An 18,809-nucleotide genomic window follows, 5' to 3' on the forward strand; every position below is an offset into this window, starting at 1 on the left:
TATCAAGCAGGCTGCACAGAACGGCTCACTTGAGGGTGCTATCGTACTCTGCCACGAGACATATGCAAACACAGCAGCAGCTATGGAAGAGGTTCTTCCTTGGCTTGCACAGAATGGTTACCAGAACGTAAACATTTCTGATATGGCAAAGGCTCACGGCAAGACTCTTGCAGGTGGTCAGGTTCACACACGCGCTTAATAGTTTTTCATATAACGTGCCGAGGGCGTATCGGCTTTCGGCACACTTATTAAAGATTTCTCCAAATTTTAATATCCCCTGAAAGGCAGTCGGTGAATATCGGCTGTCTTTTCATTTTTTAGAGATGCCCTTAATAAATACCGTCTGTTTATGCCTGAAATTATGTCAGATAGAAAAAACTTTGTACATTTATACTGATAGCAATATTTGACTTGTATTTTACAACATTGTGATATATAATGTAAACTGGCTTATAATCTTATTCATTAATTTTATTTACGGAGGCTTTTTATGAGAACAACAAGAATTTTAGCGGCTGTTCTGTCGCTGACCATAGCCGCAGGCGCAGCTGTACCATTCGGCAGCTATGTTCCGAGTTATTCAATAACAGCAAGTGCAGAGACAGAAGCGACAACTGTTGAAACAGATGAGCTTATTTTTACAGTCTATTCAGACCATGCCGAGGTAAGCGGAGTAAGCAATACTGAGCTGACAAAATGCTCTGTCCCGGCAGCAGTAAACAAGCTCCCTGTTACAAGTATTGCAGAAAATGCTTTTTATTTTGCTGAAAAGCTTCAGGAGGTCACTATTCCTTCTTCTGTTGCTGTTATCGGAGACACAGCTTTTTCATGGTGCTTAAAGCTCAAGTCCATAAAGGTGGACAGCAGCAATAAGAATTTCGCAGACACTGACGGAGTTTTGTTCAACAAGGCTAAGGATACTCTCATGACATATCCTGCGGGTAAGGCTGACAATACATACACAGTTCCGAATACTGTCAAGAAGATAGACAGCTTTGCGTTCCTGCTTTCTCAGAATCTTGAAGCCGTTACTGTTTCTGCCTCTGTTTCGTATATAGGTCAGGAGGCTTTCTGCTCAGGTCCTAAGCTCAGATCTGTAACTATCCTCAATCCCGATTGTGATTTTGAGATCTCATGCTTTATCTGCAACGGTCAGGACAAAAACGGCAATTCCTACTACAGCGGAACTATCACAGGCTATGAGGATTCAACAGCAGAGCAGCTTGCGGCTGACAATAATTATAAATTCATTGCGCTTCCAAAGCCTGTACCTGCAACGACTACAACTACTACAGCTGCAACAACAACTACAACAACTGCTGCGACAACTACTACAACGGCAAATAAGACAACGACAACATCAGCTGCTACTACAACAGCAAATAAGACCACAACATCAACGACCACAACGGGGGTTCCTGTGACAACAACTACAACTGCACCTGTTTCAAAGTACAAGCTTGGTGATACAGACGGAAACGGAACTATAAATGCGGTGGATGCCTCTATGGTCCTTCAGTATTACGCAAATACCTCTGTAAAAAAGGACGGCGGTCTCACAAATGAGCAGGTGATTGCTGCTGACGTAAATAAGGACGGCAAGGCAGATGCCGTTGATGCTTCGATAATCCTTTCATATTATGCTTACTGCGGTACAACACACGAAAATGTAATGTCATTTGAAGAATATGTGCAGAAGAATTATGTGAAATAAGCTTATATATGCGAAAATACCGTCGGTCTCCCGACGGTATTTTTATGATATGCTGAATTATTCTGATGCAGGAAATGCCTTTATCCTTCCGATGACAAAGGATTGCAGCATAACTATATCTGCTACGTCAAATTTGCCGTTGAGGTTAATGTCGGCATATTCTGGAGTATCAGCGCCTTCGCTGCTCATGTGTTTAAGGAGCGTTTTTCGTGCGTGGACTACGTCCATAGAATCTATGCGCTTGTCGCTGTTGAAGTCTCCTGATATAACCTCGGGAACAGTGCTTTGTTCAATCACACTGATGTCCTGCTTTGTTACCTCAAAGTCGCCCTCTGTTTCAATGGTGCGGAATATCAATGACATTGCGCCGATCTTGGTATCGGCGTTTTCAAACTCGCTCAGCCGGCTCATATGATCATAGAGGTCAATGCTGTTTTCAAGCTGTTCGCCATCTGCGTAGTCTTTTCTGAAAGCAATATAACGGTATTCGTCGTAATTGCTGTAGCAGCCGTAGTAATGATACACACCCTTGTATAGGTCGTATTCATGACCGCCTGAGGAATAGGATTTTAACAGCTCACATGACTTGAGGTCAAGATGATTAGTTCCATATTTGAGTTCAAAGGTTTTGAGGAAGTCCTCGGGCTCATAGCCTGATACCATTTCAGCAACATCGAAATAGCAGCGGTCGTGGTTTTCTGTATTTTCGGTTATCATTGCATCAAAGAAAATGCCGTATTTGCCGTTTAATCTGTTGTTCAGGCAGTAATCTGCGCGGATATTCTGCTTTTTGCCCACATTGGGTTCATTTCCTTCCCCGAATTTATACATTGAGCTGAACTCAGCATACTGACCATTCAGAGGATACGGAGGAGCTTTATATTCACCTGAAAAGCGTCCGTTTGTGGAGGCTTTCATCTTACTGCCATAGATCAGAAAGTACTCAGGACAGTAAAATTCGTAGTTGTCAATGGTAGTGTTTGACGAGATGCTTTCTGACAGGTCTATGGCTGTATCTGTTACAGCGGTCACAGCAGCCTCGCTATCTGCGGCTGTCGCTGGGAATGGCAGCATACAGGCAGCAGCCATGAGCGCTGACGCAACAGATAATAGTGCCTTTTTTGATCTCATAATTATCCCTCCCTAAAAGATGTCATAAAAAAGTGTGTATTGTGTTAATATAATTATACCTGTTTACAATAAAAAATACAAGTCTTTTTTTGCTGAATATCAAAAAACAAGAGAAAAATCAGCTGTAGCTTTGACAAGAGTTTCGTGTAGTTATATATATATTGACTTTGGGATAAAAACATCGTATAATTAAAAAAATGCGAAAACACTTTACTTATCGATCCATAACAAGGAGAATACTATGAAACGAGGGTATATCCTGACATTACTGATATTATCCATGAGCTTTGCAGCGCTTATGGCAGCTTCATGCGCGGAAAAAGACAAAAATGACGCTCCTGCCTCAGTCACAGAGGCTGCGGAGGTCAGCGAGGACCTTGAAGCTCCATATGAAGCTGAGGGAATGCGCTTTTCCGTAAAAAGCGGCTTCTACGACAGCGGTTTTTCGCTTTCTATCACGGCTGACGAGGACCACCAGATATTTTACACCCTTGACGGAAGTATACCAACTGCTCAGAGCAGCCGTTATACTGAGCCTATAGCCATTACCGACCGCTCAGCCGAGAAAAATATCCTCAGCGCACATACCGATATTGCTCAGCCTATTGAGCTTGCCAACGATTTTAAGCCACGTGATGAAGTGGATAAGGCGACTGTAGTCAGAGCAATAACCATAGATGAAAACGGCAACAAGAGCCCTGTTGTATCCAATACCTACTTTGTGGGCTTTGACAAAAAAGCGGATTATTACAAGAAATATAAGATAGTTTCTGTTATGACCGATGAGGCTGATCTTTTCGACCGCGAAAAGGGTATATACGTGCTGGGAAAGACCTATGACGACTGGAAAAAGAACGATTACGATCCGGATACTCCCGAATGGTTCATACCTGCCAATTACACTCAGAAGGGCAGGGACTGGGAGCGCCAGGCGGCTGTGCAGTTCTTTGAAAACGGTGAGCTTGCGGCTTCTCAGGACGTGGGCATAAGGATACACGGCGGAGCTACCCGTTCTTATTCTCAGAAGAGCTTCAATATCTACGCAAGGAGCGATTACGGAGCTCCGAAGCTGGAATATGACCTGTTTTCGGGGAAGGTAAAGAGCAAGTCAGGTGGACAGCCTGTGACAGTATTTGATACGTTTGTACTGCGAAACGGCGGCAACGACGCAATGTATACCCGTTTCAGCGATAAGCTGATACAGTCGCTGGTCTCTGACAGGCAGTTCCTCACACAGGGCATGGAGACCTGCATTGTGTTCATTGACGGCGAATTCTGGGGGCACTACGAGATAACGGAAAAAATGGACGACGATTTCATAAGCTCCCATTACGGCGTCCCTGCAAGAGATATCTGCGTCATCAAGAAAGAGGAGCTCTCTGACGGCAGGGAGGAGACCTTTGCGGAGTGGCAGGAGCTCCGACAGTGGATACAGAATAACGATTTTTCAGGAGACCCGGCTTATGATGAGCTTTGCAGCCGTGTGGATATGCAGGGCTTTATGGACTATGTAAGCGCCGAGATATACATAAACAATTTCGACTGGGGTTCAAAGAATATGGCGATGTGGAAGTCGGAGGTCATTGACGAGAATAACCCCTATGCCGACGGAAAATGGCGGTTCATCATGTACGATACCGAGTACAGCTCGGGCATCTATGGGGAGGCACTGCCTTCTGATGACAGCTTTGCAAAGCTTATGGAAAGCGACTGCTTCCTTGCCGACCTCTTTAACGGAGCTATGGAAAACGAGGGCTTCAGACAGCAGTTTTCCCATACCTTTATGGAGATAGCCGATAAGAACTTTGACAGCGACAGGGTAAAGGCTGAGATAGACCGGCTTTCAGCGGAATATCACGATATAATCATCGCTACATATGACCGTTTCTGGAGCGGACTTATAGGCGGTTACGGAGCTGAGAGCAATTACAACAGCGCAGTTGATACCCTGAGGAGTTTTTATAATAAGAGGTATGAATACATTACAAATCATCTGAAAAAACACATATCATAAAGAAAAGGGAAGCATATGGAATGCTTCCCTTTTTGTTATTATTCTGTTATACCGCAGCTTCAAAGGAGTCTATCTTGTGGAGGAGATATTCCTGTATGCGGAGAGCGTCACCTGCGGTCAAGCCCTTGCTGCTTGTATCAACGTCTGCATTTGCAAGTCCCTTTTCTGTTATAGCCTTTTCGTCTGAACCGCCGAGAGCATATTTGTTGGGGTTAGCAAGGCTCTGCATTATCAGAACAACGTCCGACATATCTATCTCACCGTCGCAGTTAGCGTCGCCGAGCTTGTCAGCCTTTGGTGCCTGTGAGGTGGTAGTTGTTGTTGTTGTTGTTGTCGTAGTTGTTGTTGTGGCAATGGTGGTCGTTGCTATTGGGAGGGGCTCCTGCTCAAGAGTACGGATAATGATGTAGTTCAGATTTATCGCCTTGTCAGCAGAGCGGAAGTTGAGCTCAAGCTTGCCGTTCTTGACAGTTACCTCGCCCTTTGATACTGTAGAACCGTTTGTAGCACAGTTCTCAGCGATGAGCTTCTGGTCGTCCTTGCCGTAATTTGCGTAAACAGAAGGAGATGTTGAGCAGTTCCACGGATTGCTGAAGCACATCTCTACCGAGTACTTTCCGTTAGGGAGAGTAAAGCCGTAGTCAAGGTGGCGGTCGATGTTGTTCTCGTACTGGTTCTTGGTGTAGCGGAATGAAGCGGTCTTGTCTCTGCCGTCGCCTGTATTTCTCTCGTCACACCATGTATTGGCAGTATAGATGCCTGCGCTGTTCTTGCTGCCGTCATACTGGTCTGTAGTGTCGTCGATAAGTCCCCACTCAGCGCCTGTTACGCCGTCAGGACCATATATCTGCTCAGTCAGGCTGTTGTAGTAGCCAAGCTTGTCCTTGCCTGAAAGGGTGTAGGTGTTGTGGTCGCCGCAGTCTACAAAGTAAGCAATGCTGCTGTCGTATTCGTAGAGAGGCTTGACTGCTGTCATATAGATGAAGTCGCAAACCTTTGCTGACTCCTTGTCATCGTTGGAGGAGAATGTAACTGTAAGGACATCATAGTCTGTGCCATCGGCATTGACAGCCTTTACATTCTTGTCCATAACCTCTGGGGGAATTATGAGCTTTACGTCATAGACGTCACTGTTTCCCTTATAATCGAGAGTTCCGCTGTAGAGCACTGTATCACCTACAACTATGCGGATAGACTTGCCGTTGTCGGATTTGCGGAACTTTACTGTGAGCAGAGTATACTCAGCTTCCTTGTCAACAGCCATTCTGTAGCTGAATGAACCGCCGCTCTTTGCGTAGCGGTATGTGCTGTCGTCAGTGATGCCCTGAGTATTTGTTTCCTGCATATCGTGGAGATTGTCGTTCTCGTACTGTCCGTAGCCGGGCTGTACAGTATCTGTAACGGTTGACTTTGAACGTGCAGGTCTGTCAACAGCTGTGCTGCTGCTCTGGAAGTTCCAGTAGATGCCGTAGCGCTGCTGATACTGCATATAATGAGGCGAGAATGTAAGGTCGTGGTCAGTGTCCTTGAGCTTGAAGTTAAGGGTGCTGCCGTCTCTTACGAGGTGGTCGCTGATATCTGTCATAAAGGTATTGACAGTAGTGCTGTTGTCGGAGATACGGATATTCTCTGAGGGAGTCACCTTATCCTTGGGGATAGTTACATTCATACCTGTCGAGCCTGTAGCCATGTTCTGCTTGCCCAGCTCTGCGCTGAGTACCACAGGACCGTACTTGAAGCCGTATACCGTGTTCTTGTCGGGGAGCGAATAAGCCTTTACCGCCTCGGGGATAGTCAGCTCGATGGTATCACCCTTCTTGAAGTCGCCTGTTACCTGAGCGTATCCGTCAACGGTCTTGTAGGAGTACTTTTCGCCGTCTACCTTGACGGTCATATTGCCTGCTTTCCAGTCAGGGATACGGAAGCGGAAATCAACAGCGCCGCTGCCGTCGATAGTGAACTTTGTGGTATCGCCGCTTGGGATAGTACTCTCCTGAGTTATCTTCATATTCTTGTCTTTCCAGTTGAGGATAGAGCTCTGATACATATTTACATAGACGGTATTGTCGCCGTGCATATAAATAGTATCGCCGAGCTTTGACATGCTCTCCATACCGCTTCCCGTACAGCACCAGAACCTGTCAAACGGTGTGCTGTAGACCTTGAAATAGCCTGTAGCCATAGGCTGGAAGTAGGTGGTCATACCTGTTTCGGGGTTCTGCGAGGAGAGGATGGAGTTGTAGTAGGTGCTCTCATAGTAGTCCATGTATTTGCTGTCGCCTGTTATCTTGAACAGCTCGCGGCTGAGCTTGAGCATATTGTATGAGTTACAGGTCTCGCAGTTGCAGTTTGTACGCTCCTTGTCGAGGATGTCGTCCATACCGAAGTGCTCCCACTCACTGTTTCCGCCTGTGATGTAAGTGTGGTGAGTGACCACGATATCCCAGAAAGCTTCGGCGTACTGGAGCTGACGCGTAGCATCTACCTTCTCGCCGTTGATAGTCTTTCCGTTGCAGATTATATAGCGCTTCAGGGCACCGATGAACTTAGGTATAGTGGTATTAGCGTGCTTGCCGTTGAGGACGTTTGCGCCGCCCTTCGCTATAGTCTCGTGAAGATTTGTATCATCGAAGTAATGTGCCGCTACAGCATGGTTGTCCTTGCCTGTGATGGCATAGAGCTCGTACATACAATCATTCATGCCGCCGTATTCGATAGAGAGTACGGTGCGGTGCTTCTGGTCGTTCCAGGTCTTGCAGCGGTTGTAGACCCAGTCGCCGAGGTCGGAGCCGAGGTCTTTTGCAGGAGCATACCCCGTAGCGTTGTAGATGTCGACGATACCGGTCATAAGCTTGTGAATGGTGTACCACGGGACCCAAGCCTCGGTTATAATGTTGGACTTGCCAGCCTCAACCATGTCGAACTGAACCTCCACACCTGTTCCGTTGGGATGAGTGGGAGCCCATATCAGACCTGGCTTGCCTTTTGAGTTCTTCTGACACTCTCTGAGTCCGTCGACGAGAGTGGTCATTCTTTTGTAGAGGTCAGAGCGCTGCTTATCAGTAAGAGAGGGGTTCTGATAAGCCTGAGCTATCGCGGTCATATAGTGACCTACCGAGTGACCTGCGATGTTGGTGCTTTCCCAGCCGCCGTAGCGCTTTGCACCGTAGGTGTTGAGGCCAGCGTTTTCACGGAATCCTGCGAGGAGCCTGTTGGTGTCGAATGCCAGGAGATAGTCAAGCTCCTTGTTGAATGCGTTGACACTGTAGGCGTCAGTCATGGTCACGTCTGAGATGCTGAAATTACGGATGTTTGCGTCCTCTGCCGCGGAGATGCTTGTTATTGGGAAGTTTGTGAACGAACACATCATAGCAGCAGCAATTCCGAATGATGTCAGACGAGAGGGAAGTTTTGATAACATATGGAATTCCTCCTTTAAATTTTAATATCCACCAATATTGTAACTCATTTTTTTCTGCGAGACAACCCACAAAATTACAGAAAAGGTTGAAAATATTTTGTTTAAATTCATACTCTATTCGTAAATATACATAATTTGCAGAATGTGATATATTGTAAATATGTGAACAAAGCTGCACCTTAGCTTGATGCGGCTCAGTCATTCTCGGGTTTTGTTGACGTTTATTATGTATTGTGGTATAATATCCTTATCTATTGACTGGTGACGGTCCCGATATACTACTGAGGAGGAAAAAATGAAAAAAACGCTGGCACTATTGCTTCCGCTGGCAATTCTGGCTTCCACAGCCTCATGCGCGGAACAAAACACAAAAACATCGGAATCAGATTCTGCAATTGAATCAGAAATTGAAATTGCATCAGACAGCACAGCAAAGGACCACGGTCCGAGGTATCAGAGATTCGCTTCTATGACTCCCGAGGAAATAGCAGGCGAGCTTACACTTGAACAGAAGGCAAGCCAGATGGTACAGCCTGCGGTCTATAACATCACAGAGGATGACATGAAAGCCAATGACTACGGCAGTATCCTTTCCACAGTCGGCTGTATCGACTCGGATGCATGGGCTGAGACCGTTGACGGCTTCCAGCAGGCAGCTATCGAGTCTGAGGCAGGTATTCCATACATCTACGGACAGGACGACGTTCACGGCGTTAATTACTGCCGCGATGCAGTTTACTTTCCCCACAACATCGGTCAGGGCGCTGCCAACGATGAGGAGCTTGCCTATCAGGTAGGTCTTATTACAGCTGACGAAGCAAAGCTCTGCCATATGCTGTGGAACTTCTCGCCCTGCGTTGCTCAGTCCGTTGACCCTCGCTGGGGACGTACATACGAGTCATATGGCTCTGACCTCGAAACAATAACCAAGCTCAGCACCGCCTACACAAAGGGACTTCAGGACGGCGGACTTGTTGCCTGCGCAAAGCATTTCTTTGCTGACGGCAATGTACTGTACGGCACAGGCGAGGAGGGCGCTCCCCTCAAGCGTATAGACCGCGGCGATGCACAGCTCACAGACGCGGAGATAGAGGAGCTACTGAAAGTATATCAGGCTCAGATAGACGCAGGCGTTCAGACCATAATGATAAGCCATTCGGCTCTCAATGGCGTTAAAATGCACGAAAACAAGGATTACATCATGAAGCTCAAAAACGAAATGGGCTTTGATGGCTTTATCGTCAGCGACTGGGGCTCTATACAGCATATATCAGGAGATTCGTATAAAGATCAGGTAATAACGAGCATTAATGCAGGTATAGATATGCTTATGGAGACCGACAGATACGCCGAAGCAAAGCAGATAATCGTTGATGCTGTAGGCAGCGGAGAGATAACCGAGGAACGTGTCAACGACGCTGTTACGCGAATAATCAAGGTCAAAAAGGAAGCAGGCATATTCGACGATCCGCTCTGCGAGAACCTCCAAACAAAGCAGAAGGAAACTGGCTCTCTTGAATACCGAAAGGTAGCCGAGAAGCTTGTGGAGGAGAGCCTTGTGCTTCTCAAAAACGAGAATAACGTGCTTCCGCTTAAAAAGGGTACAAAGGTCTATATCACAGGACCTGCGGCAAACAGCTGTCAGGCACAGTGTGGAGGCTGGACTATGGACTGGAACGGCTCTACCTCAAAGGACGTCCCCGGAGTTACCACCATACAGGAAGCCTTTGAGCGCTATGCCGAGGACTACGGCATAGAGGTCATAACAGATAAGGAAGAAGCAGATAAAGCCGATGTTGTACTGCTTTGCTTAGGTGAGCAGAACTACGCCGAGTGGAACGGCGATACCGAGGATATGAGCCTTTTCGGCACGCTTGGTCTTAAAGGCAATAAAGAAGCCCGTGCAGAGGCAAAAGCTCTCGGCAAGCCCACTGTTACCTGTATCGTGGCAGGCAGAAATGTTCTCATCAACAAGAGAGTATATGATGACTGGGACAGCGTGGTTATGTGCTATCTGCCGGGTTCTGAGGGCAAGGGCATATCCGATGTGCTCTGCGGCTGTTCAGATTTTACAGGCAAACTCCCGTCCCCTTGGTACAGCTCATTAAACCAGATACGCACAGACAATTGCTGGCTCGAAAGAGGCTACGGTCTCAACTACGGCGACGGCTTCAAGGCGCAGACTGAGCCTGAGACAATTCTTGATCCGCCGACTGAGGTAGAGCCCGATCCTGCAATTGCAGGCACGAATTACACCCCCGGACTTTTCAAGGACGGCGTTTATGTCAATGATTATGCTAAAATCAAAATCAATGTTCCCGGAAACTTGAATTATTTTCCTTATACACTTGAAGAAAAAGAGGAAGATATAGCAGCGCTTACTGATGAAGAAGATATTATTCGTGAAACGTCCAGAACAATTGACGGTGTATTTGCAAATGCAAAAGAAACTGTTGATGTTATATATGTAAATACTAAGTTGGCTTTCCCTGACGCTGAAAATGTTACTGTGGAAATGATACTTGATGATTACAAAGCGTGGATAGAAAAGTTTTTCATTTCAGACGATTCAGAGTATGATTGGAAGGAAAGAACAAAGGTAAAGCTCGGAGCAGAAGAATTTACAAGAGATTTAGTTTTCTATGATGAGACCTGTTTTGACGCTATTTACATGAAAAAGCTTGATGATGACCTCATGTGCTGGGTATATGTGTCTACTTGTCTTCCCGAGAGAACGCCCGAATACTATGAATCACTGTTCGAGGATATAAAGTGATGAAGAAACGTAGAGCAATGACCGCATTTGGCTGTGCATTATGCATAGCCGCTGCGGGAGCTTTTACTGGCTGCTCAAATGGTAATAAAAGCTCAGAGCCTGTTTTGCCTGATGTTCAGACAGGTGGATATGTTACTTTCGGCTCTTATGAGCAGGATAATGACTTGTCAAACGGCAAAGAGGATATAGAATGGCTTGTACTTGCAAGAGAGGATAATAAAGCGCTTCTCATAAGCAGATACGCACTTGACGTTCAGCCCTATTCACAGCACATAACCGAAGTTCCGTGGGAGAATTCTTTCATGAGGAAGTGGCTTAACGATACATTTCTGAATGAAGCTTTTTCTTCGGAGGAGCAGAACAGTATAATCACCTCAACCGTAACAGCGGACGAAAATCCACTGCACAAATTATCTCAGGGCAATGATACGCAGGATAAAGTCTTTCTTTTGAGTGCTGCTGAGGCATATGAATATTTCAGCTCAAACAGTGAACGTCTATGTCAAGGAACCGCATATTGTCATGCTCATGGAGCACCTAAATCTAAAGATACAGGTAACTGCTGGTGGTGGCTGCGAACGCTCAACAGTGCATATGTTGCTGCTGTGGTCGATGATGAAGGTCCAATTGAAGCAGGTGCGGCGGATAATGATAAAAATAACTCTTCATCAGGCGGCGATTATGTTACTTGTATGGAGGCATCGGTTCGTCCATCTGTCTGGATAGACCTTGAACTCGCTGACATGAAACGGTGAAAAACAGCCTGTACCACGGTACAGGCTGTTTTTTTATGTATGCGGAATCTTCTATCACAGGTCATCTGGCGGTACAGCAGCTTACGGAAATAAGGCTTTCTACAGCCTCGAATATCTTCTGCGCAACATATGGGTTATTCATGGTGTACAGGTGTATACCGTCAACGCCCTCGGCTATGAGGTCTGTTATCTGGTCGATGGCATAGGCAATGCCTGCATCGCGGAGAGCTGTTTCGTTATGCTCGTATTTTTCAAGGACGCGGACGAACTTCTTTGGCAGCTGTACTCCGCAGAGCTTTACCATGCGCTCTATCTGGCGCTTGTTGGTAACAGGCATGATACCTGCCTCGATAGGGACGTCTATTCCTGCAATGCAAGCCTTTTCGCGGAATTCCATAAAATATCTGTTATCAAGGAAAAGCTGGGTTATCAGGTGGTCTGCGCCGCATTCAACTTTGTGGCGGAGCCATTTCAGGTCGTCAACTGCACTGATGCTCTCAGGGTGTACCTCGGGATAGCAGGCAGCTATGATATTGAAGTCATAATGCTCCTTTATAAATGAGATAAGGTCGCTGGCATGGCAGAAATCTCCTGTTTCAGCCGAATCCTCTCTCCTGTCGCCGCGGAGTGCGAGAACATTTTCTATGCCGTGAGCCTGCAAGCTGTCAAGTATCGCGGCAGCCTGCGCTCTTGTAAGACCTGTACACGGAAGATGAGCAACACTTTCTACTCCGTATCTGTTCTGTATATCAGAGGCTATCTGTATGGTCTTTAAGCCGTTTTTTCCGCCCCCTGCGCCGTAGGTCACACTTATGAAATCAGGGGATATATCAGAGAGTGCATTCAGAGTATCGTATATGACTTTCTCATCGGTATCAGGCTTGGGAGGAAAGACCTCAAGGGAAAACACAGTTTTGTGTTCAAATAATTCAGCAGTTTTCATTTCGCACCTCTTTTGCAGCGTTCACAAGGTTTTTAAGGCTGGGGACAGTCTCTGCGTTTCCTCTGGTTTTAAGTCCGCAGTCAGGATTTACCCATAGCTTTTCGGCAGGGATACGCTCCCTCATCTTGCCGATAGCAGCCTTTATCTCCTCCTTTGACGGAACTCTCGGAGAGTGGATATCATATACACCTGGACCTACCTCTGTGCGGAAGTTATTCTCCCTGAGAACATCAAGGATAGTCAGGTCCGAGCGTGAAGCCTCAAAGGTGATTACATCGGCGTCCATATCGTCGATGTCCTTGATAATATCGGAAAATTCGCTGTAGCACATATGTGTGTGTATCTGAGTTTCGGGCTTTACGCCGCTGTGAACGTATCTGAATGCAGGTATTGCCCAGTCAAGATAGTCCTCTCGCCAGTCAGACCTGCGGAGAGGGAGTTTCTCGCGGAGAGCAGCTTCGTCCACCTGTATGATGCTTATTCCGTTTTTTTCAAGGTCAAGAACTTCTTCACGGATAGCAAGAGCAATCTGCAAAGCGGTCTCTCTGAGGGATATATCCTCTCTCGGGAATGACCAGTTGAGTATAGTAACAGGACCTGTGAGCATACCCTTCATAGGCTTTTTTGTAAGGCTCTGAGCGTACACCGACCATCTTACGGTCATTGGCTTTGCACGTGAGATATCCCCCCATACAACAGGAGGCTTTACGCAGCGTGTGCCATAGGACTGCACCCATGCCTTTTCGGTGAAAAGGTAGCCGTCAAGGCACTCGCCGAAGTATTCTACCATGTCGCTGCGCTCGAATTCGCCGTGTACAAGTACGTCCAGACCTATTTCCTCCTGCAATGCTATGCATTCGGCTGTCTTTTTCTCAATGAAGAACTCGTAATCGCTGTCGGAGAGCTCGCCCTTGCGGTGTGCGCTGCGGACGGACTTTATCTCGGCAGTCTGTGGGAAAGAGCCAATTGTTGTGGTGGGGAAAAGTGGCAGCTTGAAGCGCTCTTTCTGTATGCGCTCGCGCTCTGCAAACCCGGGAAGTCTCACGAAGTCCTTTTCGGTAAGGGCGGCTACCTTTTTTCTGACTGCTTCGTTGCCTGTGGTTCTCGGCTCGCTGTGAAGCACGGCATTTCTGCGGTATTCCTCGCTTTCGGCAGGACTTTTTGCAGAGGTTATCTTTTTCAGCTCAGCAAGCTCTGTAAGCTTTTCTTCAGCGTATGCAAAATGCTTTTTGTACTTATTATCGAGCTTGGTCTCGTTGGAAAGAGTGCAGGGAACGTGGAGAAGTGAGCATGAGGTGCTGATAACTATACTGCCTGCGTACTTTTCAAGCTCGGAGAGAACTGAAAGAGTGGAAGCGTAATTGCTGCGCCAGATATTCTTTCCGTTTACAACTCCTGCAAAGAGCGTCTTCCCTGTGGGGAAGCCGTTTTGCTTAATGATCTCAAGGGACTTTTTTCCTTCGGTGAAGTCAAGTCCGATGCCGTCAAAGTCAAGAGCGCAAAGCTCCTTATAGCAGTCGCGGACGTCACCGAAATAGGTCTGCGCAATAACCTTTACCGAGCCCTTGCTTCTGAGGATATTCTCGTAAAGTTCTGTGAAAAGGCGTATATCCTCGGCTGTCATATCCATTACCAGTGATGGCTCATCAAACTGTATCCACTCAGCACCAAGTCCGCTGAATTTTTTCAGAAGCTCAGAATATGCAGCTGCGGTCTGTTCAACAAAGTCTGAGGCTGTTTTTGTGCCTTTGTATCTTGCAAGCTTTAAGAATGTGTAAGCGCCGATGATAACGGGCTTGGTCTTTGTACCGCTGCTGAGAGCCTCGCTGAAAAGCTCAAACGGCTTTGTGCCGCTGAGCTTTATCTCGGTGCTGTCGTCTATCTCAGGCACCATGTAATGGTAATTAGTGTTGTACCATTTTTTCATGGCAAGGGCTTTAACATCGCCTTTTTCGCCCTGATACCCTCTTGCAGCCGCAAAGTATGTATCAAGCTCTGAAAGTCCGAGAGCTGTATATCTTTCGGGGACGGCGTTAAGCAGGAATGCTGTATCAAGAACTCCGTCATAGAACGAGAAGTCGCCTGACGGGATAAGGTCAAGTCCGCTTTTTTTCTGTATGGATAAGTTATATGAACGGATATCCTTTGCTGCTTTTTCAAGGTCAGCGGCTGTTATCTCGCCGCGGAAGTACATCTCGCTGGCAAATTTGAGCTCGCGTAACTTGCCTATTCTTGGGTATCCGATAATTGATGTCTGCATTTCATATTCCTCCGATATGTTTTAGTCTGTGAGTATTGTAACATATTTCGGCTGTAATGTGTTAATATCAAAAAGAAATGCAGCACCATAGCTAAAAGCTATATCAGGAAGAGTAATTGGCGATGTACTCTTTAAGATGTTCGAGGTAGCGCTCTGTCAGCTCGTTCATGGGACGGTCGGTGGTGACGATATAGCCTATCTCCATTTTCTCGCTGCTTTCAAGAGGTATGGAAACGATGTTGCTGCCGTTGAGGTCAGAGCTGAGGATACCTGACGAAATGGTATATCCGTCAAGTCCGATAAGCAGGTTGAAAAGGGTAGCTCTGTCGGAAACGACTATATTCTTCGGACTTTCCGCTGTGATGTGGAGCTCCTCTGCAAAATAGAATGAATTTTTCACGCCCTGATCGTAGGTAAGTCTGGGAAATGCCTTCAGATCATCGAGAGTCACCGATCCTCTGCCGACAAGCGGGTTGCTCCTGCTGACAAAAACATGGGGCTTTGCCGTAAACAGCGGCTCGAATTTCATTTCCTCATTCTGTAAGATATGTCTGATGACCTCGCGGTTAAAGTCGCTGAGGAACAGCACTCCGAGGTCACTTCTGTGGGTGCGGACGTCCTCTATTATCTCCGCAGTTTTAAGTTCGCGGAGGGAAAATTCGTACTTATCACGGCCGTATTCGCGGACAAGCCGTACAAAAGCGTTTACAACGAATGCGTAGTGCTGCGCAGATACCGCAAAGGCTCTGCGCGGCGGAGCGGTGGACTTGTATTCATTTTCGAGAAGCTCTGCCTGCTCAACTATCTGACGGGCGTAGGACAGGAATTTCGTACCGTCCTCAGAGAGATAAACGCCTCTGTTGCTGCGGTTGAAAATGGTTATCCCCATTTCCTTCTCAAGCTCCGCAACGGACTTGGAAAGGCTTGGCTGTGCGATAAACAGGCGTTGTGCGGCAGTAGTTATGGAGCCTGTTTCTGCTATTGTGATAATGTATTTTAATTGCTGTAAGGTCATGTATCATGCCTCCTTTTATTGATTATTATAACATGGAGCAGCGGAAAATACAATAATAAGTCACCTTTCAGAAAAAGTATCAGCAGACATTAAATATTGAGCTGTATTAGTGAACATTAAAACACGGCGTTAATATAACCGAAAAGCTTTTTGTTTGTATCGCATAAAAGGTTCATAAATCGGAAAAATATTTTTATAAAACGCTTGTAATAGCCATTTATATATGATATAATATTTAAGCTGCGGTCATTTACAGTATGGTCTGACACATAAACAGACACAGTCAGAGCAAGACCAAAGCAGAAAAATAAGAGAGTTTATATAAGCTGGAGGAAAAAATGAAAAACACGTCAAAAAAACGGACTATCGCAGGAGTCCTGTGTCTTGGAATGCTGATGCAGACCTCGACGCTGCTTCCCGCAAATGCAGAAGACGGAGCAAGGGTGACAATAAACGAGGTCTGCTCAAAAAACACCACTTACAAGGCTGCGGACGGCAGCGGCTTCGACTGGATCGAGCTTTATAACAGCGGAAAGGCAGAAGCCGATATTTCGGGCTGGGGACTTTCAGACAAGGCTGAAAAGCCCTTTAAATTCACATTCCCTGACGGAACACATATCGCCGCAGGGGGCAGACTTGTTGTTTTCTGCGACAGCGACGCTGCAAAGAATGATACAAGCATAGCGCCATTCGGACTGTCAACAGACGGAGAGACACTTACCCTTACGGAAAAGAGCGGAAGTACCGCCCAGACTATCACTTTTGAAACTATCCCTGCTGATAATTCCTACGGACAGTATCCCGACGGCAGCGGAGATTATTACATACTGAAAGCTACTCCCGAAAAGGCAAATGCGGTTCCCGAGGGAAGTGCGTCTGTACATAAGCCGAATTTCTCGCATGAAAGCGGCTTTTATGACAGCGATTTCAAACTGACACTCACAGCTGATGATGGCTGCGATATATACTATACAACAGACGGCAGCGATCCCGTTTACGGCTCTAAGAAGTACACAGAGCCCCTTAGCATCAGGGATATGTCCGACACCGAGAATCGTCTCAGCAATCGCACAGACATAGTTCCCGACGGAGCAGAGGCTCCCCGCGGAAATGTGGACAAGGCGGTGGTGATCCGTGCTGTTGCAGTTGACAAGGAAAATCATGCCAGCGAATACGTTACCAAGACCTATATGCTTGGAAAGACCAATTCTGGCTACTATAAGAATATGAAGGTCGTTTCACTTGTTACCGATCCTGCAAATCTCTTTGACAAGGAAAAGGGAATATACTGCCTCGGCAATATCTACGAACAGAACAGAGAAGCTGACAGGGAAAAATGGCCCTGGGAGAAAAAAGCAAACTATTCGATGAAGGGCAGGGAATGGGAGCGTCCTGCTGTATTCACTATGTTCGATAACGGCGAAAAGGTCATTGAACAGAATGTGGGCATTCGTATCAAGGGCGCTTTTTCAAGATCGCTTGAGCAGAAAAGCTTCAATGTCTATACACGCAAGGAATACGGTGTATCCGAGTTTGATTATGACTTCTTCTCAGGCAGGGCTGTCAAGGCTAAGAACGGCAAGGCTATCAAGAAATACGACGGTATCGTTATCCGCAACGGCGGAAACGACAATACCTCGGCTTTTTTTCGCGACAGCATAAATCAGGCTCTTGTTGCGGACAAAACCTTTGCAAAGCAGGCGTCTTCGGAGTGTATCCTGTTCCTTGACGGTGAGTTCTGGGGAATTTATCAGATGCAGGAGAAGATAAACAAGAGCTTCCTCAGCGATCATTACGGTGTTGATAAGAACGGAATAGCAATGATAGAGAACGGAGCGCTTGAAGAAGGTACGGATAACGACCTCAGAGACTGGCGCTCACTCTGCGACGGAGCTGCAAACGGCAGCATATCCTTTGAGGAGTTCTGCAATAAGGTAGACCTTCAGGGCTTTATGGACTATTTTGCAGCACAGATATACTGGTCAAACGGTGACTGGCCGCAGAATAATTTCAGTGCATGGCGTTCAAACACAAAAGATGAGAGCAATCCATACGCTGACGGCAAGTGGAGAATGATACTCTTTGATACCGAATCGGGACAGGGACTTTACGGCTCTGATGATAAGTCATTTCATGCCGACGGCTTTGAGCGTATCCGCAATAACAACAGTCAGCTTGCAAGAATGTTCAACGGACTTCTCAATAATGACTCGTTCAGAATGAAATTCGCAAGAACAATGATGGACCTTGCAAATTATAATTTTGAGCCCAACAAAACAAAGACAGTGATAAATAGCTACAGGAACAGTTACAGACAGCAGGTAGCCGATACATATGCACGTTTCCATTCGGGCAGCTTATCAGGGGACAACGGTATAAGGCGCTTTGAGGAATCAATGGCTGTTCTTACCGAGTTCTACGAAAAGCGTTATCCGTATGCAGAGCGCACCACAAGAAACGCTATGAAGCTTTCGTCTGAGCCCCATAAGCTCACAGTAGTGAACAATACAGACAAGGGCAGCATCAGGTTGAACAGCCTTGAGCTGGGCAGGATAAGCAGCTGGAGCGGTAATTATCATTCTGACTACGACCTTCACCTCACAGCAGTTCCCGTTGAGGGCTGCACCTTCTCGCACTGGGAGCTTAACGGCGCGAAGCTGAGCGGCGGAGAGCTCACCGATGCTTATATCAAGGTAAGAGTTGAAAACGACGCCTCAGTACAGGCTGTTTATGTGGGCGACGCAAACGAAAAGACCACAACTGCTGTTCAGACAACGAAA

Annotated in this window: 10 protein-coding genes and 1 pseudogene; 6 read left to right on the forward strand and 5 right to left on the reverse strand. The window is 46.6% G+C overall.

The features are described from left to right. Both K5677_RS07510 and K5677_RS07515 read left to right on the forward strand, forming a co-directional pair. Nucleotides 1–199, forward strand: a pseudogene (locus K5677_RS07510) (hypothetical protein); the annotation flags it as partial. A 291-nt stretch (nt 200–490) separates the two neighbouring features. Then, nucleotides 491–1,714 (forward strand): leucine-rich repeat protein, encoded by a 1,224-nt coding sequence (locus tag K5677_RS07515; RefSeq protein WP_296726406.1) that lies wholly within the window; start codon nt 491–493, stop codon nt 1,712–1,714. A gap of 57 nt (nt 1,715–1,771) precedes the next feature. Here K5677_RS07515 and K5677_RS07520 read toward each other — a convergent pair whose 3' ends face one another. Then, nucleotides 1,772–2,845 (reverse strand): dockerin type I repeat-containing protein, encoded by a 1,074-nt coding sequence (locus tag K5677_RS07520; protein ID WP_296726407.1) that lies wholly within the window; start codon nt 2,843–2,845, stop codon nt 1,772–1,774. A gap of 241 nt (nt 2,846–3,086) precedes the next feature. On the opposite strand from K5677_RS07520, the gene K5677_RS07525 reads away from it, so the two are divergent. After that, nucleotides 3,087–4,859: a CotH kinase family protein gene (locus K5677_RS07525; protein ID WP_296726410.1), complete on the forward strand. Its 1,773-nt coding sequence runs from the start codon at nt 3,087–3,089 to the stop codon at nt 4,857–4,859. A gap of 46 nt (nt 4,860–4,905) precedes the next feature. On the opposite strand, the gene K5677_RS07530 is transcribed toward K5677_RS07525, so the two are convergent. Further along, nucleotides 4,906–8,280: a beta-L-arabinofuranosidase domain-containing protein gene (locus tag K5677_RS07530; protein WP_296726412.1), complete on the reverse strand. Its 3,375-nt coding sequence runs from the start codon at nt 8,278–8,280 to the stop codon at nt 4,906–4,908. Nucleotides 8,281–8,575: 295 nt separating this feature from the next. Here K5677_RS07530 and K5677_RS07535 point away from each other — a divergent pair, with 295 nt between their 5' ends. Beyond that, nucleotides 8,576–11,056: a glycoside hydrolase family 3 protein gene (locus K5677_RS07535; RefSeq protein ID WP_296726413.1), complete on the forward strand. Its 2,481-nt coding sequence runs from the start codon at nt 8,576–8,578 to the stop codon at nt 11,054–11,056. Next, complete coding sequence (locus K5677_RS07540) at nt 11,056–11,811, forward strand: DUF6273 domain-containing protein (protein ID WP_296726414.1); 756 nt, start codon at nt 11,056–11,058, stop codon at nt 11,809–11,811. The genes K5677_RS07535 and K5677_RS07540 overlap by 1 nt, the downstream gene beginning before the upstream one ends. 61 nt (nt 11,812–11,872) lie before the next feature. Here K5677_RS07540 and metF read toward each other — a convergent pair whose 3' ends face one another. The 3 genes from metF to K5677_RS07555 all read right to left on the reverse strand — a co-directional run bounded on the left by metF (nt 11,873) and on the right by K5677_RS07555 (nt 16,029). Beyond that, nucleotides 11,873–12,754, reverse strand: a complete 882-nt coding sequence (gene metF / locus K5677_RS07545; protein WP_296726415.1) for a methylenetetrahydrofolate reductase [NAD(P)H] — start codon at nt 12,752–12,754, stop codon at nt 11,873–11,875. Continuing rightward, nucleotides 12,741–15,014, reverse strand: a complete 2,274-nt coding sequence (gene metE / locus K5677_RS07550) for a 5-methyltetrahydropteroyltriglutamate--homocysteine S-methyltransferase (RefSeq protein WP_296726417.1) — start codon at nt 15,012–15,014, stop codon at nt 12,741–12,743. Before metE ends, metF begins: the two co-directional genes overlap by 14 nt. A gap of 103 nt (nt 15,015–15,117) precedes the next feature. Continuing rightward, nucleotides 15,118–16,029 carry a LysR family transcriptional regulator gene (locus K5677_RS07555; RefSeq protein WP_296726419.1) on the reverse strand — a complete coding sequence of 304 codons (912 nt, stop codon included), beginning with the start codon at nt 16,027–16,029 and terminating at the stop codon, nt 15,118–15,120. A 338-nt stretch (nt 16,030–16,367) separates the two neighbouring features. Here K5677_RS07555 and K5677_RS07560 point away from each other — a divergent pair. Further along, nucleotides 16,368–18,809 (forward strand): CotH kinase family protein (locus K5677_RS07560; protein WP_296726422.1); only part of this gene is annotated, 2,442 nt, incomplete at its 3' end.

The organism is Ruminococcus sp. (assembly GCF_024684275.1).